Here is a 26,167-nt window from a genome sequence, read left to right on the forward strand (position 1 = left end):
GTGATGAAATTTCATGTGTTCATGCGCATCAATCAACCTGGTTACCTTATTTCCCCGAAGCTTACCACTTGTCAGGCTTATGTTAACGGGACAGCAGTGAGGGCTTTATTCTATATCGCGTTGCTTGCGGCGCGGGTCGGCAAAGGTAATACGGAAACAACTGCCACCTTTTACGACCGGAATATAATCGAGTCGCGCCCTGTTACCCTCACAAAGTTCGCGGGCGATGTAAAGCCCCAGGCCGGTGCCGCTGCCCTCGGTTGTATAAAAGGGTTCGAAGATATGCAGTGACTGCTCGGGGCTGATGCCGGGGCCATGGTCGATAATGTCGAGGTAGGGACGGTTGGCATCAGCGGAAAAGCCGGTTTGCAGGATGAGCCGGGGCTGGCCGGCTTTTTTCGGGCTGTGACGCAGGCCGTTCTGGAGCAGGTTCCAGGTGACCTGGTGGAGCTGGCTCGGGTCCATGCGCACCTCGCGCGTCGAATCATCCGGCACCAGACTGATATCGGCCTCGGCAAGCTGTTCACTGCGGACAAACTCCGCGATGAAATCATGTAACCACGGGTGGAGGTCAAACAGGACCGGCGCGGCGCGATCGCGCTTGCTCAGGCTCATGACGTTTTCGATGATCCGGTTTACGCGTTGCGTATGTTCGCCGATGATCTGGGTCAGGCGTTTGTCGGCCGGGTCGAGTGTCGGCGATTCGCCAAGCAACTGGCTGGCGTGGCTGATGGCGCCAAGGGGATTGCGGATCTCGTGCGCGATACTGGCGGTGAGCCGGCCAAGCGAGGCCAGTTTCATCTGCTGGGCGCGTTGCGCCATGGCCGAGATATCCTCGAGGAAAACCAGCGTGCCGTTCTTCTTGCTTTTGCCGAGGCGGGCAAACTTCGGCAGGATGTCCGGCGAGGTCTTCGAGGTACGGAAGGTTGTCGGTTCCGTCTCCAGGCCCTCACGCCAGACCTGCAACTGGTCAGCCAGCACCAGCGAAACTTCAAAGAGCGGGCGGTGATTAACCTTTTGCGGGGTGTCCAGCAGCTTCCAGGCCGACTCGTTCATGAGGCGGATACGGGCCTGCTCATCGACGACCATGATCCCGGTTTGCATGTGTTGAATAATGTATTCGTTGAGCTGTTCCAGGTTCACCAGGTCAAGGCTGCGCTGCCTGGCCAGCGCCTCGCTCTCGGTGAGGCGTTGCGCGAGCATATTCGAGATAACGGCCGTGAACAGGAGGGTGGCGCCGAGGATGCCGGTGTTCGTATAGTGCGTCGCGACAAAGTGATTATAGATACCACTGAAAGCTTCCTCACCCAGAACCGCAATCGCAGCCAGGCTGCCGAACAGCAGCGCGATGCGGCGCGGGCTCAGCATGCTGATCCCGGCCACGCTCACCACCAGCAACATGCCCAGGCCACTGGTAACGCCGCCGCTGGCATGCATGAGCAGGGTGATGGCAAGCAGGTCGGCAGTGAAATGCAGGGGCACCTGGATGCCAAAGCGCAGCCACTTGTGATGAATCGCAAAACTGAAGAGGATGCCGGCCAGCAGGTAGGCGAAGGCGCTGTACTGGAACAAGCGGTGGTTGTGCTCGGCGAGGGGCTGGATATCACCGGTACTCAGGGACAGGACCAGGAACAGCCCGGCAAGGATCATCCGGTAGAGGTTGAGCAGGCGCAGCGGGCGCCAGACGTTATTTTGTTCGGTTTGCCAGCCGGTAAAGTTTCGCGCGTCCATGCCCGGATACTAGCCTGAAAAGGCGTGGCGTAGAAAGCCGGCGCGGTTAGTTGCCGGCATCCCTTGCCTGGTCACGGTGGGTTGTTGAGCAGTAAACCTTGCCCATGTACTCAATGGCCTCGCGCTCCGGCACATGGGTGCCACAGATGGCGCAGGGCACGATGCGGTCAACGGTTTGCTTGCCCCGCTGTTTTTTCAGCATGGATTGACGGTTGCGGCGACTGCGGATAAGGACCACGATAATCCAGACGGCAAGGGCGATGAGAAGCAGGCGTAACAGGTTCATGATGGGCTGAAATCAGTTCGAATCGGGCCTGCATAATAGCGCGCTTTGCGTCGACGCGCTATTTGCAGGAGAATACGCCGGCTTATCAGTGGAATAATAACCAATGAACATACACGAATTTCAGGCCAAGCAGCTGTTCCGCGACTACGGCATCCCGGTGCCGGACGGCGCGCCGGCCACCTCGGTAGCCGAGGCCGTGGCGGTGGCGCGCGAGATCGACAGTGATGGCTGGATGGTCAAGGCCCAGGTCCATGCCGGTGGCCGCGGCAAGGCCGGTGGCGTCAAACGCGCCGCCAGTATCGAGGCCGTCGAGCAGATCAGCAGCGGCCTGCTCGGCACGCACCTGGTGACGCACCAGACCACGGCCGCGGGCCAGCCGGTGAATACACTCTTAATAGAACAGACTAGCGAGATTCAGCGCGAGCTGTATTTCAGTATGCTCGTTGACCGCGCCAGCAAGCGCATCGTCATGATGGCCTCGACCGAAGGCGGCATGGACATCGAGGCGGTGGCCGCCGCGACGCCCGAGAAGATCCTGAGCGTGAGCATCGACCCGGTTGCTGGCCTGCAGGGTTACCAGGTCCGCGAGTTCGGTTTTGGCCTGGGCCTGACCGGTGAGCAAATCAAGCAGCTCGGGCGCATCATGCACGGCCTGTATAAATTATTTTGCGAAAAGGACTGCAGCCTGCTCGAGATCAACCCCTTGATTGTCTCCGGCAAGGACGAACTCATGGCGCTCGATGCGAAGATTAATTTCGATGACAACGCACTCTACCGCCATGCCGATATCACCGCCTTGCTCGACGCCAGCCAGGACGACGAGAAAGAGCATCATGCCCAGCAATTTGGTCTCAACTACATCAGCCTCGAGGGCAATATCGGCTGCCTGGTGAACGGTGCCGGGCTGGCGATGGCGACCATGGACTTGATCAAGCTGCACGGTGGCGAGCCGGCCAACTTCCTTGATGTTGGCGGCGGCACCAGTGCCGAGAAGGTTGCCGAGGCCTTCAAGCTGATCCTCTCCGACAGCAAGGTCGAGGCCATTCTCGTCAATATCTTCGGCGGTATCGTGCGTTGCGACCTGATCGCCGAAGGCGTGATCCGCGCCGTGCGCGAGGTCGGCATCAGCATTCCCGTGGTCGTGCGTCTCGAAGGCACGAATGTCGAGCAGGGCCGCGCCCTGTTGCGCGACAGCGGTCTCTCCATCATTACCGGGGATGGGCTCACCGACGCGGCCGGCAAGGTTGTTGCTGCCGTGCAGGGGGCGAAGGCATGAGTATCCTGATTGATAAAGACACGAAGGTGATTTGCCAGGGCTTTACGGGCAAGCAGGGCAGTTTCCACTCCGAGCAGGCCATCGAGTACGGCACGCAGATGGTCGGTGGCGTAACGCCGGGCAAGGGTGGCCAGACCCACCTCGGCCTGCCGGTGTTCAACACGGTGCGTGATGCCGTCAACGAGGCCGGTGCCGAGGCAAGCATGATCTATGTGCCGGCGGCCTTTGCCGCGGATGCCATTCTTGAGGCCGCGGATGCCGGCATCAAGGTCATCGCCTGTATTACCGAGGGCATTCCGGTCCTGGATATGCTCAAGGTCAAGGCGGCACTGGCGCACTATGATGCACAACTGATCGGCCCGAACTGCCCGGGCATTATCACGCCGGGCGAGTGCAAGATCGGCATCATGCCGGGGTTTATTCACCAGCCCGGCAAGATCGGCATCGTCTCCCGCTCCGGCACGCTGACCTACGAGGCCGTGCACCAGACGACGCAAAACGGTCTCGGCCAGACCACTTGCATCGGTATTGGCGGTGACCCGATCCACGGCATGGACTTCATCGACTGCCTGTCACGCTTCGAAGATGACCCGCAGACCAGGGGCATCGTCATGGTGGGCGAAATCGGCGGCAGCGCCGAGGAAGCGGCGGCCGAGTACATCCAGGCGCACGTCAGCAAGCCGGTGGTGGCCTACATCGCCGGGGTCACCGCGCCGGCCGGCAAACGCATGGGCCATGCCGGGGCGATCATCGCCGGCGGCAAGGGCACGGCGGAAGAAAAGTTTGCCGCGCTCGAGGCCGCGGGCGTGGGTATTGCCCGTTCCCCTGCCGATATGGGTGCGCGCATACTCGAAGTCGTCAAACCCGCCTGAGGGCAAACCCGCATGCCGCAATCGCTTCGTATCGTCATGGCCCAGATCAACACCCTGGTCGGTGACATTGAATGTAATACCAACCAGGTCATAGCCAGTGCCCTGCGCGCCCGTGACGAGATGCAGGCCGACGCCATCGTCTTTCCCGAACTGACCCTGAGCGGTTACCCGCCCGAGGATCTGTTACTGCGGCCGGGGCTGAGCATGGCCACCGTGCACGGGCTGGAGCGGGTGAAGAAGGCCGTGCGCGGTATCGATGTCATCCTCGGTTACCCGCAAAAGGAACGCGGCGGCCTGTATAACGTCGCCTCGCTGCTCCGTGATGGCCAGTTACTGGCCACCTGCCACAAGCAACACCTGCCGAATTACAGCGTCTTTGATGAGATGCGTTACTTCGTTCCCGGTGCAGCCGAGCCTTGCGTGGTCGAGATCAAGGGCGTGCCGGTGGGGCTTACCGTGTGTGAAGACCTGTGGATGCCGGACCCGGTACGCCAGGCGGCCGGGGCGGGCGCGCGCCTGATCCTGAATTTGAATGCCTCGCCATATCACCTCAACAAGCACGAGGAACGCGAGGCGGTACTTTATGAGCGCGCGACCGAATCGGGCCTGCCGATTGTTTACGTGAACCTGGTCGGTGGCCAGGACGAGCTGGTGTTCGACGGCAGTTCGACAGTGGTCAATGCACAGGGCGAGATCACGCAACGCGCCCCGGCTTATGAAAGCGGTTTGTACCCGGTCGATTTCAATATCGATGAACAGGGGCGGGTGACGCCGCTGGAGGCGGAGATCGTACCGGTCCAGGGTGCCGAGGCCAGTGTCTACGGGGCGCTCGTGCTGGGCGTGCATGATTACATCGAGAAGAACGGCTTTCGCGGCGTGGTCATTGGCCTGTCGGGCGGGATTGATTCCGCCCTGACCCTGGCGGTGGCCGTGGATGCGCTCGGCGCCGACCGCGTCGAGGCCGTGTCCATGCCCTCGCGTTACACGGCCGGGATGAGCATTGATGATGCCCGTGCCGAGGCGGAATTACTCGGCGTGGACTTCAAGGTGCTCCCGATCGAGAAACCCTTCAGCGCCTTTCTCGAATGCCTGGCCGACGAGTTTGCCGGCCTGCCGGTGGACACGACCGAGGAGAATATCCAGGCCCGCTGTCGCGGCGTAATGCTGATGGCGATCGCGAATAAAAAACGCCGTATCGTGCTGACCACGGGCAACAAGAGTGAAATGGCCGTCGGCTATGCGACGCTCTATGGTGATATGGCCGGTGGCTTTGATGTGCTCAAGGATGTGCCCAAGCTGATGGTCTACCGCCTGAGTGAATACCGCAACACGCTCTCAGCCGTGATCCCGGCGCGCGTTATCACGCGTCCGCCCAGCGCCGAGTTGGCCCCGGATCAAAAAGACCAGGACAGCCTGCCGCCCTATGAAGAGCTGGACCCGATCCTGTCCATGTATGTCGAACAGGATATGACCCTCGAAGAGATCGTCGCCAGGGGCTATGCCAGCGAGACCGTCGAGCGGGTTATTGGCATGGTGGATCGGAATGAATACAAGCGCCGCCAGGCCGCGCCGGGTGTGCGGGTCACGCAACGCGCCTTTGGCCGCGATCGCCGTTACCCGATCACCTCGGGGTATCGCAGCGGCAAGTGCGGCTGGCAGGTTTGAACGCTTGTCGGCTTTCACCGCCATCCGTATACTCGAGTAAAACCACACATAATGGAGTTCCAGGATGAAAAAGGTCGAAGCCATCATCAAACCGTTCAAACTTGACGATGTTCGCGAGGCGCTCTCGGGGATCGGCATCACCGGTATGACCGCGATCGAGGTCAAGGGCTTTGGTCGCCAGAAAGGCCATACCGAGCTCTATCGAGGTGCCGAGTACGTGGTCGACTTCCTGCCCAAGGTCAAACTCGATATGGTGGTCAGCGAAGACCAGGTCGAGCGCTGCATCGAAACCATCACCGAAGCCGCCCGCACCGGCAAGATCGGCGATGGCAAGATTTTCGTCACCAATGTTGAACAGGTAGTGCGTATCCGCACCGGCGAAACCGGACCAGAGGCGATCTGAAAAGAGATTGATGATTTCCTGGCTCACAGAACCCTCCGGGTTCATTGTGAGTACCCTAACCTTCTTCCAGAAGGTTCAGGGCAATTGATGATTGATGATTGAAAAATCAGCACATCAGTATCTTCGAGTCTCTGCTTGTTTTAACGACAGCAAAACCAACTGCCAAATTGTAGGTCGGCTTAGGAACCGGAGGTGACGTGACCGTAGCGCAGCGTAGAAAATACTTGATGAAACGCTGAAAGCGGTTCTGAAGTGAAGCCGACATGACTGCATGAAGAAGAGCGTCGGATTACGCGCATTCGCGCTAATTCGACCTACATTCACTTTGCGCTCTTCGCGACCTTTGCGGTAAAAATGCCCATGCCCGGCCGGGCACAAGTCTAAAAACCTATCTTTTCAGTTTGGTGATTGAATAAATCATCAATCATCAATCCCAAATCATCAATCCTTTAATTCCGGGTAGTTCAGTTTCAGCACGCGGGTCGTGTCATCCGACAGGTCCTGCAGGCCCATCAGTTTGTAGGCCCTGGCCATGATAATCAGCGCCTTGGGAACGGCGGTGGTTTTCTGGTAGTTCTCAACCACGTATTTGGCGCGGTTGGCCGCGGCGATATAGGCATCGCGGCGCATGTAGTAGTTGGCGACGTGGATTTCATACTCGGCGAGGTTGTTACGCAGGAAGAGCATGCGCTGGCGGGCGTCGTTGCTGTACTTGCTCTCCGGGTACTTGCGCACGAGGATGGCGAAGTCATCAAACGAGGCGCGGGCCGCGCCCGGGTCGCGCTGGGTCGGGTCCTGGGGGATGTACTTTGAGATCAGGTCCTTGCCGGCATTAAAGTTCACCAGCCCCTTCAGGTAGTAGAGATAGTCGACATGCGGGTGGCGCGGGTGCAGTTTGATAAAGCGGTCGGCGGCGGCGAGGGCCGAGGCGGGCTCATCAAACTTGTAATAGGCATAGGCGATCTCGACCTGGGCCTGTTGCGCATACTTGCCGAACGGGAAGCGTGCCTCGAGCATCTCGTAGAACTTGATGGCTTCCTCGTAGTCGCCTTCCGAGAGGGCTTTTTTAGCCTCGGCATAGAACTTACTGGCCGACCAGTTCTGAGTGACATCGATCTGCTCGGGGATAAGGGAACAACCCGCGCTGGCTCCCAGCAGGGCAAGAAGTAAAAGTAGGCCGGTAATGCGCATAGTGATGGTTAATCCTGTGTAAAATGCAGCTAACAGGCGTATTGTGCGCCATTTGGCCGAACAAGACAAAACGATGAGTGATCCACAGCCCCTGCAATTTGAAATCCCGCCCCATTTGGCCGGGCAACGTCTCGACCAGGCCCTGGCCGAACTGTTACCTGACTACTCGCGCGCACGCCTGCAGCTCTGGATCAAGGCCGGCAAGGTGCAAATAGACGGCGAGACGCGCCGGCCCCGCGACAAGCTGCGCGGCGGCGAACAGGTGGCGGTGCAGGCCGAGAATGAGGCCCAGGTGACCTGGGAGGCCGAGGATATCCCGCTGGATATCGTCTATGAAGACGAGTCAATTATGGTCATCAATAAACCGGCCGGCATGGTCGTACACCCGGCGACCGGTAACTATACCGGCACGCTCGTGAATGCCCTGCTGCACCATGATGCGAGCCTCAAGGACGTGCCGCGTGCCGGTATCATCCACCGCCTGGATAAGGACACGAGCGGCCTGCTGGTGGTGGCGCGGACGCTGGTCGCGCACAATTCACTCATCAAGCAGTTACAGGCCCGCACCGTGAAACGTGAGTACGAGGCGGTGGTTACGGGTCTCATGACCGCCGGCGGTACGGTCAAGGCGGCGATGGGGCGCCACCCGGTGCACCGCACTCGCATGGCCGTGCTTACCCGCGGCGGCAAGGAGGCGGTGACGCATTACCGTGTGCTGGAACGCTACCGTGCCCACACGCACATCCGCGTTCGCCTGGAGACCGGCCGCACCCACCAGATCCGGGTGCACATGGCACACATCCGCTACCCGCTGGTCGGTGATCCGGTCTATGGCGGGCGTCTGCGCCTGCCGCCGCAGAGTAGCGAGGTCCTTACCGAGACCCTGCGGCATTTCAATCGCCAGGCGCTGCATGCCGCGCAACTGGGTTTCGACCACCCGCAAAACGGGCAACCTGTGGAATGGACCGCGCCGCTTCCTGCCGACATGCGCAACCTGCTGGCGGTGCTGGCCGAGGACCTTGCCGAGCATGCCGATGCCTGAGCCGGGCTTTATTATTCCGGATTGGCCGGCCCCGGCCCGGGTGCGTGCGGTCTCGACGACGCGCCGGGGCGGCGTCAGCCCGGCCCCTTATGACACTTTCAATCTTGCCGGCCACGTCGGTGATGCGCCGCAACACGTGCAACACAACCGCGAGTCCCTGCGACAGGCATTGCAGTTGCCTGCCGAGCCGACCTGGCTGGATCAGGTGCATGGCAGCCATGTGGTTGACGCCGCTGATGCGCCGGATTCGTGCCAGGCCGATGCGAGTTTTGCCCGTGAGCCGGGCGCGGTGTGCGCCGTGATGACGGCCGACTGCCTGCCGGTGCTGATGTGTGACCGCCGGGGTCGTGGTGTGGCCGCGGCCCATGCCGGTTGGCGCGGTCTGGCCGGCGGCGTGATCGAGGCCACGGCCCGGCAGCTTTGTGCGCGACTCGGCTGCCCGGCCGATGAGTTACTGGTCTGGCTGGGCCCGGCAATCGGTCCGCAGGCCTTCGAGGTCGGCAGTGACGTGCGCGAGGCGTTTATGGCCATTGATGCCCACGCCGCACAGGCCTTTGTCGAACATGGCCCCGGCCACTGGCTGGCCGACATTTACCTGCTGGCCCGGCAGGCCTTGCAGCGCCAGGGCATTGCCAGCGTCTATGGGGGCGGGCGCTGCACCTACAGCGAGGAGCGGGATTTTTTCTCGTTTCGGCGCACCCCGACAACCGGGCGCATGGCCAGCCTGATCTGGCTGGCTGAATAAGTGCATAGGCCCGCTACGGTGATTCGGGTATCATGCGCGCTGGTTTCCCGAGACACATAAAAACCCCATGAGTTTACTAGCCTGGATCATCCTGTTCTGTCTTGTCGGTGGCGTACTGAGCGTGCTGTTGGCCTCGCTGTTTATGCTCATTCCCGGCAAGCAGCGACAGCGCCTGTTGCCGCATATGGTCAGTTATGCCATTGGTGCCCTGCTTGGCGCGGCCTTCCTGGCTCTGCTGCCGCACGCGGTTGAATACCCTGGCGTGGGTGACGTACACAATATTACCTTCACTGTGCTTATCGGCGTGCTCGGCTTCTTCCTGCTTGAGAAGATGGTCCTGTGGCGTCACTGCCATGCGCATGACTGCGAGGTACACGGCGAAGAAGACAGGCACCGCCACGGTGAGGACAAGGCCCGTGGCATGATGATCCTGATCGGCGACGGCATGCACAACCTCGTCGACGGGGTCCTGATCGCGGCAGCCTTCCTGACCGATATCCACCTCGGCATTGTCACCAGTATCGCCGTGGCCACGCATGAAATCCCGCAGGAGCTCGGTGATTTCTCTATCCTGCTTCACAGTGGCTACAGTCGCGTGAAGGCCTTGTTGTTTAACATTCTTGCCAGCCTGGCAACTGTCGTCGGCGGCCTGATTGCTTATTACAGCCTGCAGGATGCCCAGGTCATCGTGCCCTACGTGCTGGCAGTGGCGGCCGCGAGTTTTATCTACATCGCCGTGGCCGATCTTATCCCTGGCCTGCATCAACGCACCGAGGCGCGGGTCACGCTCCAGCAAATCATACTTATCTCTGCCGGGGTGGCCACGATCTACCTGGCCCATTCGACCCTGCATTAGTCGAAAAATTTGTGCATAATGAATTCATGAACCGGGTGACAATAACAAACGGAGCAGAGCATGAATGATCCCACCTCGAGTAATATGGCTAACACCGCAAAGCTGGTTTACATCCTCTATCTCGTCGGCCTGGTGACCGGCGGCCTGACCACTTTGATCGGCGTGGTCATGGCCTATATCAATCGCAATGACGCCCCGAGTGGTTGCAAACCCATTACCGTTTTCAGATTCGCGGTTTCTGGATCGGGCTGTTTTATGGTTTCCTGGCGATGCTGTTTGCCTTCACCATTATCCTCATGCCGCTGGCCTGGCTGATCGTGATGTTCATGTTTGTCTGGGTGATCGTGCGTTGCGTGAAGGGTATCCAGGTGCTGGATAAAAACGCGGCCTACCCCAAACCCACCAGCTGGATGTTTGGTTAGCCCCGCCAGGCTTATTCGTCTGTATATCCCTTCTCCCTCAGGGATAACCAGCGCCTTGGCTGTCATCGTTGGACAGCTTAGGCGAATGGCTAGTTGTTCCACCAGAAGGCCAGGATGAGGGGGTGTAAATAAAAAACCACTTCCCTCATATATCCCCTCACCCCAACCCTCTCCCTGGGGGAGAGGGGGCTAAAAAATGAACCTTGCAGGAGTGGTAGCGTTTATATGTAAGTTTATGTCGTTGCGCAAATCCGTAGCCGGTTTTTGCGAAGACATTGAACATATAGATTCACGCGGTATGATAATCGAGGTTATCCCTTCTCCCTCAGGGATAACCAGCGCCTTGGCTGTCGTCGTTGGACAGCTTAGGCGAATGGCTAGTTGTTCCACCAGAAGGCCAGGATGAGGGGGGTTAAAGTATCAATAGAGCAGGAACGAATCATGATTGACTGGAATGAACGCTTCGCCGAAACAGCGCACGCCTACGGCACCGAACCGAATGATTTTCTGCGTGAATGGGCAGGGCGGGTGCCTGCCGGCAGGGTCTTGTGCCTGGCCGAGGGGCAGGGCCGTAATGCCGTATTTATGGCCGAACAGGGGTACGCGGTCACCGCGGTGGATGCCTCGGAGGTTGGCCTCGCCCGGGCCCGTGAGCTGGCCGCCGAGCGAGGGGTAGTGATCGAGACCTGTCATGCTGACCTGAATACCTTTGTGATTGAGCCCGGGCAATGGCAGGGTGTCGTCTCGGTGTTTTGCCACTTGCCGGCCGACGTGCGCCAGCGCGTGCATGCCAGTGTGGTCAAAGGCCTGGCACCGGGTGGTGTGCTGATCCTCGAGGCCTATACCCCTGCACAGATCGCGTTGAATACCGGTGGGCCGCGTGATGCCGCTCTGTGCATGCAGCTCGAAGAGCTTCAGCAAGAACTCGCCGGTCTGCGCTTCCTGCATGCGCGGGAAACAGAGCGCGAAGTGGTCGAGGGGAAATATCACTATGGTAAAGGTGCGGTGGTGCAAATAGTCGCAGTTAAAGAGTAGGCATCCCTGCGGTATCCGTCACGACGGCAGATCATTTTAATCCCGCTTCCGGCCCCGCCTCCGATGTGATTACATTTGATTTTGTTGGTGGCTGCGCCCACCATGTTCATACAGAATTCTGCAGGAGAAACACTGATGGACCACTGGTACATGCTGACGCTGGTTGGGGAAGATCGTCCCGGGATCGTTGCCAAACTCACCCACGCCCTGTTCGAGGGTGGCTGCAACCTGGGTGAGGCATCGATGATGCGCCTCGGCGGTAATTTTACCATTATGCTTATGGTGGGTTTCGATGGTCGCGGCAAACAACTCACGGATCTCGTCAACCCGGTTGCCGAGTCACTGGGCCTGCACCTGCACGTCGATGCCATCAAGGGTGAACTGCACAAACACCTCGAACCGGATGTGCGCATCACGGTCTATGGCGCAGACCGTCCGGGTATCGTCTCTGAAGTTACCGGCGCGCTGGCCGAGGCCGGTCTGCATATTCTCGATCTGGAGTCCGATGTCGCCGGCAGCGAAGACGCACCCATCTATATTATGCACATCGAGGGACATGCCGGCGAAGGGGTGGGCAGCCTGCGTGCCGCACTCGACGTCGTCAAGACGCGAGGTGTCGAGGCCAGCCTGTCCGAAATCGATACGCTGATTGGTTAGTTGTCATGGCGACCCTGGACATCCTTGTCTATCCCGATGACACCCTGAAACAGGTCAGCGAGGTGGTGACCGACTTCAACGACGAGTTCCGCCGGTTTGTCGCCGATCTCGATGAAACGCGTCTGCATGCCCCCGGCTGTGTCGGCATCGCGGCCCCCCAGGTCGGGCGTTTTCAGCGCGTGGCGATTGTCGATGTCTCCGCCAACCCCAGGCATAAGAGCCACGGTCTTATGATCCTGGTCAACCCGGAGATCACCGCCTGGAATGGTTTTGTAAAGGGCCGCGAGGGTTGCCTGTCGGTGCCCGACTACACTGGTAATGTCATGCGTGCCGAAACCATCACGCTCGAGGCACAGGACCCGCACGGCGAGATGCACGAGTACCATTGCGAGGGCTTCGAGGCACGCGCCGTGCAGCATGAGATCGATCACCTCGATGGCCTGTTGTTTCTCGACCGCCTGGTCAGTCGCCGCAAGGATCTCTTTCAACGCAAGGTTTATAAAAAATAATCATAGTCTATGGATAATGGTATGCAGAGCTGGCTGGTGCATGATGTTGGGCAGGTTATTCTGTTTGTCATGCTCATTGTTTTTTTCATTCTCTCTGTCTTGTTTCTCCTCGGGGCCGCGGCCAACGAGGTTGACTGGGGCAGGCCATGGTTGAATGCCATCGATGGCCTGAACCGTATATTCTGTCGCCGCTTTCATCACTTGCAGTATCACGATATCGCCCTGCCGGCAACGGGTGGTGCGCTGGTGGTCTGTAACCATGTCTCCGGGCTTGACCCGTTGCTGATGATCGCCGCCTGTAAGCGCCCACTGCGTTTTCTGATCGCGCGCGAGGAATATGAGCGGCGTGGCTTGCACTGGTTATTAAAAGGCGTTGGCTGCATCCCGGTGGATCGCAAGGGCCGCCCCGAACAGGCCCTGCGCGAGGCCTTGCGCGTCTTGCGACAGGGCGAGGTCGTGGCCCTGTTTCCGCATGGGCATATTCATCTCGATAACGCGCCGCCGCGACGCCTGAAGGGCGGCGTGATCTGGCTTGCGCAGCAGTCCGGTGCGCCTGTTGTGCCCATGCGCCTGAGCGGCGTGCGCGGCGAGGGACGAACCGTGTCGGCGGTGCTGTTTCCAGGCCGGGCGCGCCTGCAGGGTTTTGCGCCACTGCACTGCACGGACGATGAGCAGGCCTGCCTGCAACAGATCGCCGATTATATAGAGGGACGGGCGGATAGCGTCGGCGAGACTTGAAATTGTGAATAAGTACCCCATTTTGTATGTAGATTTCACTGTTGTCCCGTTAACATAAGCCTGACAAGCGGTAAGCTTCGGATAAATAAGGTGGACAGGTTGATTGATGCGCATGAACACATGAAATTTCATCATCCTCTAATCGGCGTTATCCCTTCTCCCACAGGGATAACCAGCGCCTTGGCTGTCGTCGTTGGACAGCTTAGGCGAATGGCTAGTTGTTTCACCAGAAGGCCAGGATGAGGGAGTAAATAAGACAATGTGTTATCGAATCAAGATCCCCTCACCCTAACCCTCTCCCGGAGGGAGAGGGAATTAACGGGACAGCAGTGTGTAGATTTCAAATTTAAGACGGAGCAATGTACCGATGCGGATGGACAAATTCACCAGTAAGTTTCAGGTCGCCCTGGCCGATGCGCAAAGCCTGGCCGTCGGTCGTGATCATCAGTTTATAGAACCCCTGCACCTGATGACGGCGCTGCTTGATCAGGAAGGCGGCTCGGTTCGCCACCTGCTCATGCAGTCTGATGTCAACGTCAACCTGTTGCGTTCGCAACTCGGCGAGGCGCTCGACAAGTTATCCCAGGTAGAGGGCGCCGGCGGCGACCTGCACATCTCCAATGATCTCGGACGCCTGCTCAATATCTGTGACAAGCTGGCGCAGCAGCGCAAGGACCAGTACATCTCCAGTGAGCTGTTCGTGCTCTCGGCGCTCGAAGACAAGGGCGAACTCGGCGAACTGTTACGCAAGGCCGGGGCCAGCAAGCCAGCGCTCGAGAAAGCCATTGAAAACATGCGCGGTGGCCAGCAGGTCGATGACCCGAATGCCGAGGAGCAACGTCAGGCGCTGGAAAAATACACCATTGATGTAACCGAGCGCGCCGAGCAGGGCAAGCTTGACCCGGTCATCGGCCGCGACGATGAGATCCGGCGCACCATCCAGGTCCTGCAGCGCCGCACCAAGAACAACCCGGTCCTCATCGGCGAGCCCGGTGTCGGCAAGACGGCCATTGTTGAAGGCCTGGCGCAGCGGATCGTCAACGGCGAGGTGCCGGAAGGCATCAAGGGCAAACGCCTGCTGTCGCTCGACATGGGCGCGCTTATCGCCGGGGCCAAATTCCGCGGTGAATTTGAAGAACGTCTCAAGGCCGTGCTTAACGATCTTTCCAGGCAGGAAGGCCAGGTCATCCTGTTTATCGATGAGTTGCATACCATGGTCGGCGCCGGCAAGGCCGAGGGCTCCATGGATGCCGGTAACATGCTCAAGCCGGCCCTGGCCCGTGGTGAACTGCACTGTGTCGGTGCCACCACCCTGGATGAATTCCGGCAGTACATCGAGAAGGATGCCGCGCTTGAACGACGTTTCCAGAAGGTGCTTGTCGATGAACCAAGTGTCGAGGACACCATCGCCATCCTGCGCGGGCTGAAGGAAAAATACGAAGTCCATCATGGTGTCGATGTCACCGACCCGGCCATCGTCGCCGCGGCCATGCTGTCGCATCGTTACATCACGGATCGTAATCTGCCGGACAAGGCCATTGACCTGGTTGACGAGGCGGCGAGTCGCATCCGTATGGAGATCGATTCCAAGCCCGAATCGATGGACAAGCTCGAACGTCGTCTTATCCAGCTCAAGATTGAGCGTGAGGCCATGAACAAGGAAACCGATGCCGCCTCCAAGCAACGGCTGTCGGTTCTTGAAACCGAGATAGGTGAACTTGAACGCGAATACGCCGACCTCGAAGAGATATGGAAAACCGAAAAGGCCGCCCTGCAGGGCACCCAGCATATCAAGGAAGCCCTCGAGCGCGCCCGCATCGAACTTGAAACCGCACAGCGTGCCGGTGACCTGGCGCGTATGTCCGAGTTGCAGTACGGCCGCATCCCGGAACTGGAAAAGCAACTCGATATGGCCAGCCAGGCGGAGATGCACGAGACCCGTCTCTTGCGCAACAAGGTTACCGAGGAAGAGATCGCCGAGGTGGTTGCCAAGTGGACGGGGATCCCGGTCAGCAAGATGCTTGAGGGTGAGCGTGAAAAGCTGCTGCGCATGGAAGAAGAACTCGGCGCCCGCGTGGTTGGCCAGAGCGAGGCCGTTGCGGCCGTTTCCAATGCCATTCGTCGCTCGCGCGCCGGCCTTTCGGATCCGAACCGGCCGAATGGTTCCTTCCTGTTCCTGGGGCCGACCGGTGTGGGGAAGACCGAGCTGACCAGGGCCCTCGCCGAGTTCCTCTTCGATACCGAGGCCGCGATGGTGCGCATCGATATGTCCGAGTTTATGGAAAAGCATTCCGTGGCGCGTTTGATCGGTGCGCCGCCGGGCTATGTCGGTTACGAGGAAGGGGGTTACCTGACCGAGGCCGTGCGGCGCAAACCGTACTCGGTGATCCTGCTCGACGAGATCGAGAAGGCGCACCCGGATGTCTTTAACATCCTCTTGCAGGTCCTCGACGATGGTCGCCTGACCGATGGCCAGGGACGCACGGTCGACTTCCGCAATTGCGTCATTGTCATGACCTCGAACCTGGGTAGCCAGATGATCCAGGAGAAGGCCAGTGAAGGCGACTACGCAGACATGAAGCAGGCGGTGATGGAAGTCGTCGGCCAGCACTTCCGCCCCGAGTTCATCAACCGTGTTGACGAGTCTGTTGTCTTCCATCCGCTGGACAAGAAGCAGATTCACGCGATCGCCGATATCCAGATCGACTACCTGCGCCAGCGTCTGCAGGAACGTGACATGGCCATCGAACTCAGCGATGCCGCCCTCGACCTGATTGCCGATGCCGGTTACGACCCGGTCTATGGTGCCCGCCCGTTGAAACGCGCCATTCAGCAGCAGCTGGAGAATCCGCTGGCCCAGGGGATCCTGGCAGGTGAGTTTGGCCCTGGCGATCTGATCAAGGTTGATGTCGAAGATAGTGCAATAAGCTTCAGCCGCCACAAGAAAGACCCGGGTGTCAGTGCAGCGTAAAGTAATTCATTGATGATTTAGGATGGATGATTGATGAATAAGTCGATCATGCAATCTGCATTCATCAATCATCAATCATCAATCCGCAATCATCAATATCTTTTCCGCTATACTTCGGGCATGACTACCTCAACCGTCCATGCCGTATTGCTGGTCGCCAGCGGTTGCGCCTTTTGCCCGAAGGTCCACACGGCGCTTGAAGATTTGCATAAACAGGGTCGCCTGGCCTCGCTCGAGGTGATCAATGTTGCCGAGCAGCCCGAGCGCGCCGGGGAATATGGCGTGCGTAGCGTGCCGTGGTTCAAGCTTAATGAGCTTGAATTTACCGGCGTCTACACGTCGGCTGAACTGGAACACTGGGTCAATATGGCGGCGCACAGCGATGCGGTGACGGAATACCTTGATCACCTGCTCGGTGACGGCCAGTTGAATAAGGCTGAACAATATCTCCATCGGCACCCCGAACACTTACCGGCCCTGTTGCCCCTGCTGACGGACGAAGACCGACGTATCAATGTCCGCATCGGGGTGAGCGCGTTACTCGAGGGGCTGGCCGGGACTACCGACCTGTCATCACTGGTGGAATCGCTCGGGCGTTTGAGCAAACACGCGCAGGTCAGTACCCGTGTCGATGCCTGTCATTACCTGTCCCTGACCGGGAGTGCCGGGGCAAAAAAATATCTGCAGGAGGCCCTGCAGGATGAGCATCCGGACGTCCGCGAGACGGCGCAAGAGAGTCTCGTGGCACTGGAGGAGGGCTGATGGGTACGGCGAAACCGGGCAAGCCACTGATTGAGCATTTTGATTTCCTGCCCGGGCGCATGCTGGCGGGCAAATACGAGGTGCTCGCCTGCCTGGGCAAGGGCTGGGAAGGTGAGGTCTACCACGTTATTGAAGCGCGTAGCGGCATCGAGCGGGCGGTAAAGTTCTTCTATCCGCAGCGTAATGTGCGTGACAAGGCGGTCACCTTTTACGCCAAGAAACTGCACAAGCTTCGCCATTGCCCCATCCTTATCCAATACCACACCCAGGACACGATCCGTTACCGCCAGCAGGACGTCACGTTTCTTGTCTCCGAGTATGTGGAAGGTGAATTGCTCAGTAGTTTCATCGAGCGTCAGCCCGGTAAGCGTCTGAACGCCTTCCAGGCTATTCACCTGTTACATGCCCTGGTCACCGGTATGGAGAGCATTCATGCTCTGGGTGAATACCACGGTGACCTGCACACGGATAATGTCATTCTCATGCGCTACGGCCTGGGGTTTGAGCTCAAGCTTATTGATATGTATCACTGGGGTGCGCCGCGGCGAGAAAATATCCAGGATGACATCTGTGACCTCGTGCGGATCTTCTATGATGCAGTGGGTGGCAAGAAGCACTACGCGAATCAACACCGGGTCGTAAAGGAAATCTGCCGTGGCTTGAGAAGGCAGTTAATCCTGAAGAAATTTCGTACCGCCGCCATGCTGCGTGAACACCTCGAAACTCTGGAATGGTGAGCCGGGAGTTTATATGACGGCGCCACTGACATTCTTCAATTGCGACATGCAGGCAGCGACGATGCATCATCTCGCCGGCATGCAGGTCATGGCCTACTCCAACCAGGCACCGGACAAAAGCCCGGGCATGAATGAAGATGCCATGGGGATCTTTCCGCTCGGGCCACGGCAGGCCGTTATGGCACTTGCCGACGGCGCCGGCGGGCAGCGGGGCGGTGCCCAGGCCTCGGCAATGGCGATCAGCTGTTTACAGGAAGCCTTGCAGGGCAGCGATACCGACACGCGTGCGGCTATCCTGAACGCCCTTGATAGTGCCAACACGAGGATTTGCGCACAAGGCACCGGCGCCGCAACCACTATTATTGTCCTCGAATGGCTGGATGGCCGGGTGCGCGCCTACCACGCCGGTGATTCGGTGATCCTGGTGACCGGGCAGCGCGGGCGCCTGCGCATGCAGACCTTGCCACATTCACCGGTGGGTTATGCCGTCGAGTCAGGCATGCTGGATGAACGGGAGGCGATGCATCACGAAGAACGGCACCTGGTCTCCAACATGCTGGGAATGCCGGAACTGCGTCTGGAGATGGGTGCCGAGATCAAGCTGGCTGTACACGACACCGTGGTGATGGCAAGCGACGGCCTGTTCGATAACGTGCATCTGCACGAGGTTATCGAGATTGTGCGTTGCGGGCCGCTGCAAGCGGCGGCACAGAGATTAATCAGTCTTGCCAATGAACGAATGCTGGGTGCCCGGGACGGGCAACCCAGCAAGGCGGATGATTTAAGCTTTATCCTGTTACGGCGAGGCTGAATTTATTCCACTGCCGAAGTAATGATTTCTTCCATCAGGCCTTCAACTGCCTTGAGGGCAGCCTTTGACTCGTCACTGCCGACCGGGATGGGACGGCGATAGGACACATAAGTAAAGTCTTCCTCGCCTGGCAGTGAATAGATAGCAATGATGTAGGGGCAGAAGACAATATTGTGCGGGTCAGCCTCCATGGTCGCACGGGAGATGGTTGAACTGCAGAACTCAATTGCCTCTGCCTGGGCAAAGACCTGTCTGGTTGCGCCCACCGCCTCGGCGGTGCGAGTCAGCATGTTACCGATATGCGAGATGTTGTTGATCTTGATGCCGCGTTGGGCAATGGCATTCTTTATATCATCGACGACATATTCGTAAGGGCTTTCAACCTTGCGCATCGACATATGTGAGTACGGATCTGTTTCCGTAGCAGTGTCAGCGGGCGCCGGGGCTTTGTCAGTGGCGACGTCACAGGCGCTCAACACCAGGCCAGCGCTGGCCAGTATGCTGGTAATGATCAGTTTGCGTATAGAAGTCATGTACAGGTCCTTATTCAGAGTGGTTTTCAAGCTGGCGCTTGGTTAGTTCATTGGCGGCAATATTGGCAACCTCGGTAAACTCATCCTGCGTAAGTTGTTTCAGGGTGGCAAGTGAGGTGTTCCAGTTCTTCGCGACCTCGAGGCGGATTTCAGCCATTGGGTCTGTCGCAAGAATATCCATCACCGCGGCACTGCAATATTCATAACGCGCGACCACGCTGCGCACGCTCGGCTCACTGTCCCGGGCCAGTAACTGGTGGGTATCATCAGCCGTGGCGGTGTTGGTGACCACGGCGATCCTGACCCGAGGGTCACTATCTGTGGCCAGCTGATGAAGCAGGTCGGCCGGGTTGCGTCGGTTGGCGGCAATCGTGCGCCGGACTTCCCAGGCCGGGTCCCGGGCGAGCTGCTGTAGTTGCGCGGTGGTGGTCTGCGGATTGCGGGCCAGGCGTTTGCGCTGATCGGTATCATCGGCGAACAGCGGGGCGGAAAGGCCAGGGCCGGTGCAGAGCAGGCTGATTAAAAATAATTTATACATGCTGTTTGGTCTCGTCGGGTTCGGGGAAACGCATTACCAGGTCTTTCAGGCTGATGCCCTCAAGAGAAGTGACCATCGCTTGTTCGGTTCGTTCACTGACGAACATGCCAGCCAGGCGGGCGTTCTCTTGCACGCCGCTGGCATGGATAGTCTGTTCGCCACGGGCCGCGTGCAGGATATCAATGAGTCGAATTGATTCCGGTTCACGAGCCGGCAGCCAGATATCGCCGTTATTAGTGGCCCTGCTCAGCAGGGCCTTGTCGGTAAGGGTCTGTAGCAGACGGCTGATTTGCTCGCTGGGGCGATTCAGTCTCGTGGTCAGCTTATTCAGGTTCCAGGCCGGCTTGCCATTATGAAAATGCAGGGCGATCAGGTACATGACCTGGATCGCCAGGTGCTCGCGTTGTTTTTGTTCGAGACAGTTACACTCGCCGGGGGAAGAAAGCACATGTGGGTGCTGGTGATAAAAGGCCACATCTGCGCCGACCAGCAAGATGATCCAGCCCAGGTACAGCCAGATCATGAATAGCGCGAGGATCGCAAAACTCGAGTAGATTGCCGCGTATTTTGCCGAACCTACCGCGAACGAGGTAAACAACCAGCTGGTGGACTCCCAGAGGAAGCCGGCGATAATGGCGCCGATCAGGGCGGAGCCCAGGCGCACCCGGGTGTTGGGCATGAAGATATAAACAAAACAAAAGGCGGCGATGATCAGAAGGTAAGGCAAGGTCCTGCCGATCAATTCAATCCCTTCGCCGAGCATGCTGATACTGGCCAGCGACTCGACGATAGCGGAGGATCTCACCGTGGCCGCCATGCCGATGGCCGTGAACATCAGGACCGGGCCAACCAGGATCACGCTCAGATAATCGCTGAAGCGGCGACTCAGGTGGCGGGCCTCTTCCACGCGCCAGATATAATTGAAGGAGCGTTCGATCTTTTGCAGGAGTGAAATCACGGTATAGAACAACAGGGCGATACCCACCGAGCCGAGGACGCCGACCTTGATGTTGTCGACAAAGCCCATGATTCTTTCACCGATCTCCAGCCCCTGCGGTCCCATGCGGCTGAGGAAATCGAACAACAGCGGCTTGACCTGGTTATGCACCCCGAAGGCCTTGAGTACCGAGAAGCTGACGGCCAGTAACGGCACCATCGACAGGAGCGTGGTGTAGACCAGGCTCATGGCGCGCAAGGTGAGTTGGCCTTCAAGCAGGTCCCGCGCCACCCCATAGGTAATTCGCAGGGTTGTTACCTGCAACCGCCCGATGATGGTCACCGGGGGCGGGCGCCGAACGCGGGTCTCGATGTAGTCTTGTATTTGTTGTTTGCTCGGGCGCATGCTGGTATCCGTATATGGCTAAGAGACTGTCATAACCGGGAAAAATTGCAAGTAAGCAGGAACTGTGACACGTTTCCTGTCAAGCATATCATCATCCTGATTAGATTTGCCCACTGGTTTATGTCGAGAGGAGTTTGGTTATGCTGGCAACCCCGCAAAAATTTCTTTTATTCGGCCTGCTCGGTTTGTTGGCCCTGCCGGTTCAGGCCCTCTCCCTCGGTGACATCAAGGTGGCATCGGCATTAAACCAGCCCTTGCTGGCAGAGATCCCTGTTGATGATGCCGAGCCGGCTTCCTTGCTGGATGCTACGCTGGAGGTGGCCGGTCATGAAGAGCATAGCCGCTTCGGGATAGAGAAGACCGCTATGCTGGACAAGTTACGTTTCAAGGTGGTGCGAAATCAGCAGGGAGAGTTTGTGATCCGCCTGACTACGCAGGCGGCTGTTCGCGAGCCGGTACTGGAATTTGTGCTGCAGATCGATCATCGCAGCGGCAAGCTGCGACGCGTTTACGCCATCCACCTGGACCCGCCGGGCCTGTGAGGCCTCAGTGATATTGCCGGGGGATGATAATCCCGAGTAGCTCATCGAAGTGCGGGCCGGCTTCGATGAGCACTTCATCCATAATGGATTCGTCCAGCCCGGTCAGTTGCCAGGCAGCCGGGTCGACACGATGTCGGTCGTTCTCGTTGCGGCCATCTTCGGCGATGTGAGTAAAGACCGTGGCGATATGTATAATCGCCGCGTCAAAGGCGTGCGCCTTCACCTGGCCGGGCTGATGATGACCATTCACGGCTGCCTGCAGGCCTTCCGGCAAGCCCCATTTTTTCAGTAAGGCGGCCCCCACCTCGGTGTGGTCAAAGCCGAGTTGAATCTGCTCGATGACATGCATGGCCTGGCCACTCTCCGCGACGGTGTCCATGACCTTGCGCGCCAGGTCGGCATGACTGACACACAGGGCTAACAGACCGATATCATGCAGCAAGCCGGCGATGAACAAGCGCTCAGGGTGCAGCACGTGGCAGCGTTGTGCGAGCAGTCGGGCAACGACGCCGCTGTAGACACTGTGGCGCCAGAACGAGGCCATGTTGAAAAATTCACCGGGTATCTTCGGGAAGGTCATGACCGAGGAAGTGGCCAGCACCAGCACGAGTAACTCACTGGTACCGATAAGCGAGATAGCGCGTTCGAGGCTATTGATGCGACCGCCATAGCCATACAGGGAGCTGTTGGCGATCTTCAACAGGCGCGCCGTCAGGTCCGGATCCTGCGCGATCAGGCGGGCAATGTCGGTACTGTTTTTACGTGGGTCTTCGAGCAGTTCATGCAGACGAATACAGACTTCCGGCAGGGAAACGAGCCTGTTGATGTCCTTGACGATATCTGTCGCGTTCATATGAGCCTTGCGATTATGCGTGAGTGTCCTTTATATAGCCGTCAGTGTCAGGAAAACTTTAGAAGATTTTTCCAGTGGCTGAATCAGCGACTGCCGCCACCGGAGACCTTCAGCAGCAGGCGGTCCAGCCAGGCATAAGGCAGGAGGCGGCGCAGTGTGCCAAGGAAGTAGGTCGGGAAGGTCACGTAATAGCGTACCTGCGGGCGATTGCTTTCCAGGGCGTGGATGACGCGTTTGAGAACGGCCTCCGGCGGCAGGGTGAAAGGCATACCATCACCCTCCTTTTGCAGGCGGGCCTGCATGGCCGCGTAGTGCTCATGATAAACACTGTTTTCCGCGTCAATATGTTTTATGAATGCGGCATGCGCATTGTCACGAAACTTGCTGCGGATCGGCCCCGGTTCGATCAGGGAGACGCGAATATTCGTGCCGGCCAGTTCCAGGCGCAGGGTGTCAGTGAGGCCCTCGAGGGCAAACTTGCTGGCGTTATAGGCGCCACGAAAGGGCAGGACCACCAGGCCGAGAACCGAACTGTTCTGGATGATGCGGCCCTCACCCTGTTCACGCATGACCGGGATGAGTTTACGGGTCAGGGCATGCCAGCCAAACAGGTTGGTCTCAAACTGGGCGCGCAGGGCCTCCCGGCTCAGGTCCTCGACGGCGCCGGGCTGGCCATAGGCGCCGTTATTGAACAGGGCATAGAGTTTGCCGCCGGTACGGGAAAGGATTTCTTCAACCGCTTCGTTAATCGAGTCGTCGTCCGTGACATCCAGCAGCAGCGACTCCAGGCCGCGCCCGGTGAGTATCTCGACATCGGCCGGTCGCCGTGCGGTGGCAAAAACGCGGTAACCGCGCTGTTGCAAACCTTCCGCCACGCACAGACCAATACCGCTCGAACACCCCGTGATCAGTACCGCTTTGCTGTTATTTGTCATGCCCCGAGTATAACCAGCGCGGCGAAGCTCAGGCCAGCAATACCGCGACGATGCCGGTGATGAAAATACCGTCGAAGGTGCCCGCGCCGCCGATGGAGGCGATCGGCGTGCCCATGGCGCGAATATCATTCAAACGGAATATGTCAGCACCCAGCAGCACCCCGAGGGTGCCGCTGATATAGGCGAACATCGGGCTCTGTTCAGGGCTGAGCAGCACGGCGATCATGGCCGCGCTGATGGGGGCAATAAAGATGGGCATGCCGATACCGATGCCGGGTAGCGGGCGACTGATCAGACGGCAGATGAGGGTAATGATAGCCACCCCGAGCAGGATACCGGGCAGGTTAATGTCCTGGGTAAGGAGCAGATACAGGCAAAAGCTGACAGGTATGACGGCACCGCCAACATTAACGGCGATCAGGGTGCGCCCCTCGAAGTGCGGCAGGGCGCGATGTATAAATTGACGATAAAAGGCCGGTACAGGCTGGGCCTGGCTGGCATCGCTGCGGATGGTAAACAAGGGAATGTTAACGAGACTGCCCATGAGCGAGGCGAAGAGCAGCAGGTAGGCCGATTCACCGGACAGGCCGAGTTTGTGGAAGGCAATGCGCAGGATGCCGATCTGGATAAGGGTGACAATAAAAACCACCGCCATGAGGGCAAAGGCGAAGACGAGCGGGGCAGGCCGATGGTTCATTGTTCCTCCTCGCGGTCCTGTTGCTGCAGTTGCCACATTTGTGCATAACGCCCCGCGGCGGCGAGTAACGCCTGGTGGCTGCCGCGCTCAATGATACGGCCGCCATCCATGACCAGGATTTCATCGGCATCAATGACAGTGGAAAGCCGGTGCGCAATGACCAGCGTGGTGTGGTTCTGGGCGACTTCGCGCAATGACACGAGGATGGCCTGTTCCGAGGCGGAATCGAGACTCGAGGTTGCCTCGTCGAAGACCAGGATCTTCGGGTTCTTCAGAACGGTGCGCGCAATCGCCACGCGCTGCTTTTCACCGCCGGAGAGCTTCAGGCCACGCTCGCCGACCATGGTCTCATAGCCGTCCGGTAACGAGCGGATAAAGTGGTCGATGTGGGCAAGCTCGGCGGCGCGGATAACCTCTTCACGTGTGGCGTCCGGCGTGGCATAGGCAATGTTGTAGTAGAGGCTGTCATTAAACAGCACTGTATCCTGGGGCACGATGCCAATCGCCTGGCGCAGACTCTGTTGGGTCACGTCACGCACGTCCTGGCCGTTGATGAGGATGCGGCCTTCACTGACATCATAAAAACGGAACAGCAGGCGCGCCAGCGTGGATTTGCCGGCACCACTCTGGCCAACCACGGCGAGCTTCTGTCCCGGCGCAATGCTGAAGTTCACATCATGAAGAATGTCCCGTTCCGGGGTGTAACGGAAACCGACATGCTCAAAGCGAACTTCGCCGTCGCCGACGACCAGCGGTTTGGCATCCTCGCGGTCGGTGATCTCGGGTTCCTCATCAAGAATGCGGAACATGAGTTCCATGTCAGAGAGAGCGTGCTTGAGCTGGCTGTAGACAATGCCGAGAAAGCCCAGCGGGATGAATAACTGGATAAGGAAGGCATTGACGAGGACAAGATCGCCGAGGCTCATGCTGCCATCGACCACACCCTGGCTGGCGAGGAACATGATTATGGTGACGGCCGTGGTGATAATGGCGGCCTGCCCGAAATTCAATGAAGACAACGAGGTCTGGCTTTTTACCGCCGCGTCTTCCCATTCCGCCATGGTCGTGGTGTAGCGTTGTATCTCATGGGGCTCGTTGCCAAAGTATTTCACGGTTTCGTAATTGATCAGGCTGTCGATGGCCTGCGTATTGGCCGCCGAATCCGCCTTGTTCATCCGGATGCGGTACTTCATCCGCCACTCGGTAATATAAAAGGTAAACAGCATGTAGGCGGTGACACTGATGGCCGTGACAATGACAAACCAGACATCGTACTGGTACAGGAGAATGCCGGCTATCAGGGTGATTTCGACCAGGGTCGGCAGGATACTGAAGACCATGTAGTTCAACAGTGAACTGACGGCCCGGGTACCGCGCTCGATATCGCGTGAAATGGCGCCGGTCTTGCGGTCGAGATGAAACCGCAGGGAGAGGTTGTGCATGTGTTCCAGCACGCGGCAAGCGACCTTACTCATGGCGCCATGGCGCACGCGGGCAAACACGGCATCACGTAATTCGTTAAACAGTGAACTGCACAGGCGCAGCAGGCCATAAGTAAGCAAGAGCATGACAGGCAGGATCAGTTGTTGCCCCTCCGGCTGATCGAGGGCGTCGACAATGCCTTTCAGGGCCAGGGGCACGGCAACATTCGCCCCCTTGGCAAGGATCAGGGCCAGCAGGGCCAGCGCCACGCGGCCGCGGTAATCCCACAGGAAGGGGAGCAAGGCGCGAACGGTCTTCGCATCATTGCGTTCATCTGAAGGTAAGCGTGTAGCCCGACCGCCGTGTAACATCTGCGAGTTTCCCGTGTGACCAGCAGGATATTGTAGCCGATCGACCCGGCGGCGGCAGGGATAAAACGGTCGGCCGCGCTAATCACGCACAAGGGACAGGTTTGTTGACCAAAGTTCGCTATAATTATTTATGGACACTGCTGTCCCATTAATTCCCTCTCCCTTCGGGAGAGGGTTAGGGTGAGGGGATTTAGATTCGATAACACCTTGTTTTATTTACCCCCT

At 58.6% G+C, this 26,167-nt stretch carries 27 protein-coding genes; 17 read left to right on the plus strand and 10 right to left on the minus strand.

Features of this window, described 5'->3' with window-relative positions; translation table 11 throughout:
* Window positions 1-105: 105 nt before the first annotated feature.
* Together RQ738_RS08375 and RQ738_RS08380 are read right to left on the minus strand one after the other, a co-directional pair.
* Window positions 106-1,731, minus strand: coding sequence for a two-component system sensor histidine kinase NtrB (locus RQ738_RS08375; protein ID WP_314164187.1), 1,626 nt, complete (start codon window positions 1,729-1,731; stop codon window positions 106-108).
* 46 nt (window positions 1,732-1,777) lie between these two features.
* Window positions 1,778-2,017, minus strand: a complete 240-nt coding sequence (locus tag RQ738_RS08380; protein ID WP_314164190.1) for a PP0621 family protein — start codon at window positions 2,015-2,017, stop codon at window positions 1,778-1,780.
* Window positions 2,018-2,120: 103 nt separating this feature from the next.
* Between RQ738_RS08380 and sucC the strand changes: the two genes are divergently transcribed.
* The 4 genes from sucC to RQ738_RS08400 all read left to right on the plus strand — a co-directional run bounded on the left by sucC (window position 2,121) and on the right by RQ738_RS08400 (window position 6,233).
* Window positions 2,121-3,293 carry an ADP-forming succinate--CoA ligase subunit beta gene (gene sucC, locus RQ738_RS08385; RefSeq protein WP_314164195.1) on the plus strand — a complete coding sequence of 391 codons (1,173 nt, stop codon included), beginning with the start codon at window positions 2,121-2,123 and terminating at the stop codon, window positions 3,291-3,293.
* Window positions 3,290-4,165 (plus strand): succinate--CoA ligase subunit alpha, encoded by an 876-nt coding sequence (gene sucD, locus RQ738_RS08390; protein WP_314164199.1) that lies wholly within the window; start codon window positions 3,290-3,292, stop codon window positions 4,163-4,165. The genes sucC and sucD overlap by 4 nt, the downstream gene beginning before the upstream one ends.
* Window positions 4,166-4,177: 12 nt before the next feature.
* On the plus strand, window positions 4,178-5,830 hold the full coding sequence (locus tag RQ738_RS08395) for an NAD+ synthase (protein WP_314164203.1): 1,653 nt from the start codon (window positions 4,178-4,180) through the stop codon (window positions 5,828-5,830).
* 64 nt (window positions 5,831-5,894) lie between these two features.
* Window positions 5,895-6,233 (plus strand): P-II family nitrogen regulator, encoded by a 339-nt coding sequence (locus tag RQ738_RS08400; RefSeq protein ID WP_314164207.1) that lies wholly within the window; start codon window positions 5,895-5,897, stop codon window positions 6,231-6,233.
* A gap of 441 nt (window positions 6,234-6,674) precedes the next feature.
* On the opposite strand, the gene RQ738_RS08405 is transcribed toward RQ738_RS08400, so the two are convergent.
* On the minus strand, window positions 6,675-7,424 hold the full coding sequence (locus RQ738_RS08405) for an outer membrane protein assembly factor BamD (protein ID WP_314164212.1): 750 nt from the start codon (window positions 7,422-7,424) through the stop codon (window positions 6,675-6,677).
* Window positions 7,425-7,497: 73 nt separating this feature from the next.
* On the opposite strand from RQ738_RS08405, the gene rluD reads away from it, so the two are divergent.
* The 12 genes from rluD to RQ738_RS08465 all read left to right on the plus strand — a co-directional run bounded on the left by rluD (window position 7,498) and on the right by RQ738_RS08465 (window position 18,709).
* Window positions 7,498-8,466, plus strand: a complete 969-nt coding sequence (gene rluD / locus RQ738_RS08410; protein ID WP_314164215.1) for a 23S rRNA pseudouridine(1911/1915/1917) synthase RluD — start codon at window positions 7,498-7,500, stop codon at window positions 8,464-8,466.
* Window positions 8,459-9,211: a peptidoglycan editing factor PgeF gene (gene pgeF / locus RQ738_RS08415; protein ID WP_314164263.1), complete on the plus strand. Its 753-nt coding sequence runs from the start codon at window positions 8,459-8,461 to the stop codon at window positions 9,209-9,211. The genes rluD and pgeF overlap by 8 nt, the downstream gene beginning before the upstream one ends.
* A gap of 67 nt (window positions 9,212-9,278) precedes the next feature.
* Complete coding sequence (locus RQ738_RS08420) at window positions 9,279-10,067, plus strand: ZIP family metal transporter (protein ID WP_314164224.1); 789 nt, start codon at window positions 9,279-9,281, stop codon at window positions 10,065-10,067.
* A 203-nt stretch (window positions 10,068-10,270) separates the two neighbouring features.
* Window positions 10,271-10,489: a hypothetical protein gene (locus RQ738_RS08425; protein WP_314164229.1), complete on the plus strand. Its 219-nt coding sequence runs from the start codon at window positions 10,271-10,273 to the stop codon at window positions 10,487-10,489.
* Window positions 10,490-10,930: 441 nt separating this feature from the next.
* Complete coding sequence (locus RQ738_RS08430) at window positions 10,931-11,524, plus strand: class I SAM-dependent methyltransferase (protein WP_314164231.1); 594 nt, start codon at window positions 10,931-10,933, stop codon at window positions 11,522-11,524.
* A 135-nt stretch (window positions 11,525-11,659) separates the two neighbouring features.
* Entirely contained in the window at window positions 11,660-12,181 is a 522-nt protein-coding gene (locus RQ738_RS08435; RefSeq protein WP_314164232.1) for a glycine cleavage system protein R, read from the plus strand.
* A gap of 5 nt (window positions 12,182-12,186) precedes the next feature.
* Window positions 12,187-12,690: a peptide deformylase gene (gene def, locus RQ738_RS08440; protein ID WP_314164234.1), complete on the plus strand. Its 504-nt coding sequence runs from the start codon at window positions 12,187-12,189 to the stop codon at window positions 12,688-12,690.
* A gap of 21 nt (window positions 12,691-12,711) precedes the next feature.
* On the plus strand, window positions 12,712-13,428 hold the full coding sequence (locus RQ738_RS08445; protein WP_314164235.1) for a lysophospholipid acyltransferase family protein: 717 nt from the start codon (window positions 12,712-12,714) through the stop codon (window positions 13,426-13,428).
* Window positions 13,429-13,795: 367 nt separating this feature from the next.
* Entirely contained in the window at window positions 13,796-16,399 is a 2,604-nt protein-coding gene (gene clpB / locus RQ738_RS08450) for an ATP-dependent chaperone ClpB (protein ID WP_314164236.1), read from the plus strand.
* A 33-nt stretch (window positions 16,400-16,432) separates the two neighbouring features.
* The gene (locus RQ738_RS08455) at window positions 16,433-17,161 is read left to right on the plus strand and encodes a thioredoxin family protein (protein ID WP_314164238.1); all 729 of its coding nucleotides are present in this window, start codon (window positions 16,433-16,435) and stop codon (window positions 17,159-17,161) included.
* The gene (locus RQ738_RS08460; protein ID WP_314164239.1) at window positions 17,161-17,898 is read left to right on the plus strand and encodes a protein kinase domain-containing protein; all 738 of its coding nucleotides are present in this window, start codon (window positions 17,161-17,163) and stop codon (window positions 17,896-17,898) included. Before RQ738_RS08455 ends, RQ738_RS08460 begins: the two co-directional genes overlap by 1 nt.
* A 13-nt stretch (window positions 17,899-17,911) precedes the next feature.
* On the plus strand, window positions 17,912-18,709 hold the full coding sequence (locus RQ738_RS08465) for a PP2C family protein-serine/threonine phosphatase (RefSeq protein WP_314164242.1): 798 nt from the start codon (window positions 17,912-17,914) through the stop codon (window positions 18,707-18,709).
* A 2-nt stretch (window positions 18,710-18,711) separates the two neighbouring features.
* Here the strand turns inward: RQ738_RS08465 and RQ738_RS08470 are convergent, their stop codons facing one another.
* The 3 genes from RQ738_RS08470 to RQ738_RS08480 are packed head-to-tail and all read right to left on the minus strand — an operon-like array spanning window position 18,712 to window position 21,122.
* A complete protein-coding gene (locus tag RQ738_RS08470) occupies window positions 18,712-19,242 on the minus strand; it encodes a DUF302 domain-containing protein (RefSeq protein WP_314164246.1) in 531 nt (176 codons plus the stop codon).
* Window positions 19,243-19,252: 10 nt separating this feature from the next.
* Window positions 19,253-19,780 carry a HEAT repeat domain-containing protein gene (locus RQ738_RS08475; RefSeq protein ID WP_314164254.1) on the minus strand — a complete coding sequence of 176 codons (528 nt, stop codon included), beginning with the start codon at window positions 19,778-19,780 and terminating at the stop codon, window positions 19,253-19,255.
* The gene (locus RQ738_RS08480) at window positions 19,773-21,122 is read right to left on the minus strand and encodes a YhjD/YihY/BrkB family envelope integrity protein (protein WP_314164256.1); all 1,350 of its coding nucleotides are present in this window, start codon (window positions 21,120-21,122) and stop codon (window positions 19,773-19,775) included. The genes RQ738_RS08475 and RQ738_RS08480 overlap by 8 nt, the downstream gene beginning before the upstream one ends.
* A gap of 140 nt (window positions 21,123-21,262) precedes the next feature.
* Here RQ738_RS08480 and RQ738_RS08485 point away from each other — a divergent pair, with 140 nt between their 5' ends.
* Window positions 21,263-21,664, plus strand: a complete 402-nt coding sequence (locus RQ738_RS08485) for a hypothetical protein (protein WP_314164258.1) — start codon at window positions 21,263-21,265, stop codon at window positions 21,662-21,664.
* Window positions 21,665-21,668: 4 nt separating this feature from the next.
* Here RQ738_RS08485 and RQ738_RS08490 read toward each other — a convergent pair whose 3' ends face one another.
* From RQ738_RS08490 to RQ738_RS08505, 4 genes are all read right to left on the minus strand, one after another.
* Window positions 21,669-22,517, minus strand: a complete 849-nt coding sequence (locus tag RQ738_RS08490) for an HDOD domain-containing protein (RefSeq protein WP_314164259.1) — start codon at window positions 22,515-22,517, stop codon at window positions 21,669-21,671.
* A gap of 83 nt (window positions 22,518-22,600) precedes the next feature.
* Window positions 22,601-23,452 (minus strand): SDR family oxidoreductase, encoded by an 852-nt coding sequence (locus RQ738_RS08495; protein ID WP_314164260.1) that lies wholly within the window; start codon window positions 23,450-23,452, stop codon window positions 22,601-22,603.
* A gap of 28 nt (window positions 23,453-23,480) precedes the next feature.
* Window positions 23,481-24,149: a DUF1614 domain-containing protein gene (locus RQ738_RS08500; RefSeq protein WP_314164261.1), complete on the minus strand. Its 669-nt coding sequence runs from the start codon at window positions 24,147-24,149 to the stop codon at window positions 23,481-23,483.
* Window positions 24,146-25,942: an ABC transporter ATP-binding protein/permease gene (locus RQ738_RS08505; RefSeq protein ID WP_314164262.1), complete on the minus strand. Its 1,797-nt coding sequence runs from the start codon at window positions 25,940-25,942 to the stop codon at window positions 24,146-24,148. Before RQ738_RS08505 ends, RQ738_RS08500 begins: the two co-directional genes overlap by 4 nt.
* Window positions 25,943-26,167 lie beyond the last annotated feature (225 nt).

The sequence above is a fragment of the Sulfuriflexus sp. genome, assembly GCF_032250955.1.
In the GTDB taxonomy this organism is placed as follows: Bacteria; Pseudomonadota; Gammaproteobacteria; order AKS1; family AKS1; genus Sulfuriflexus.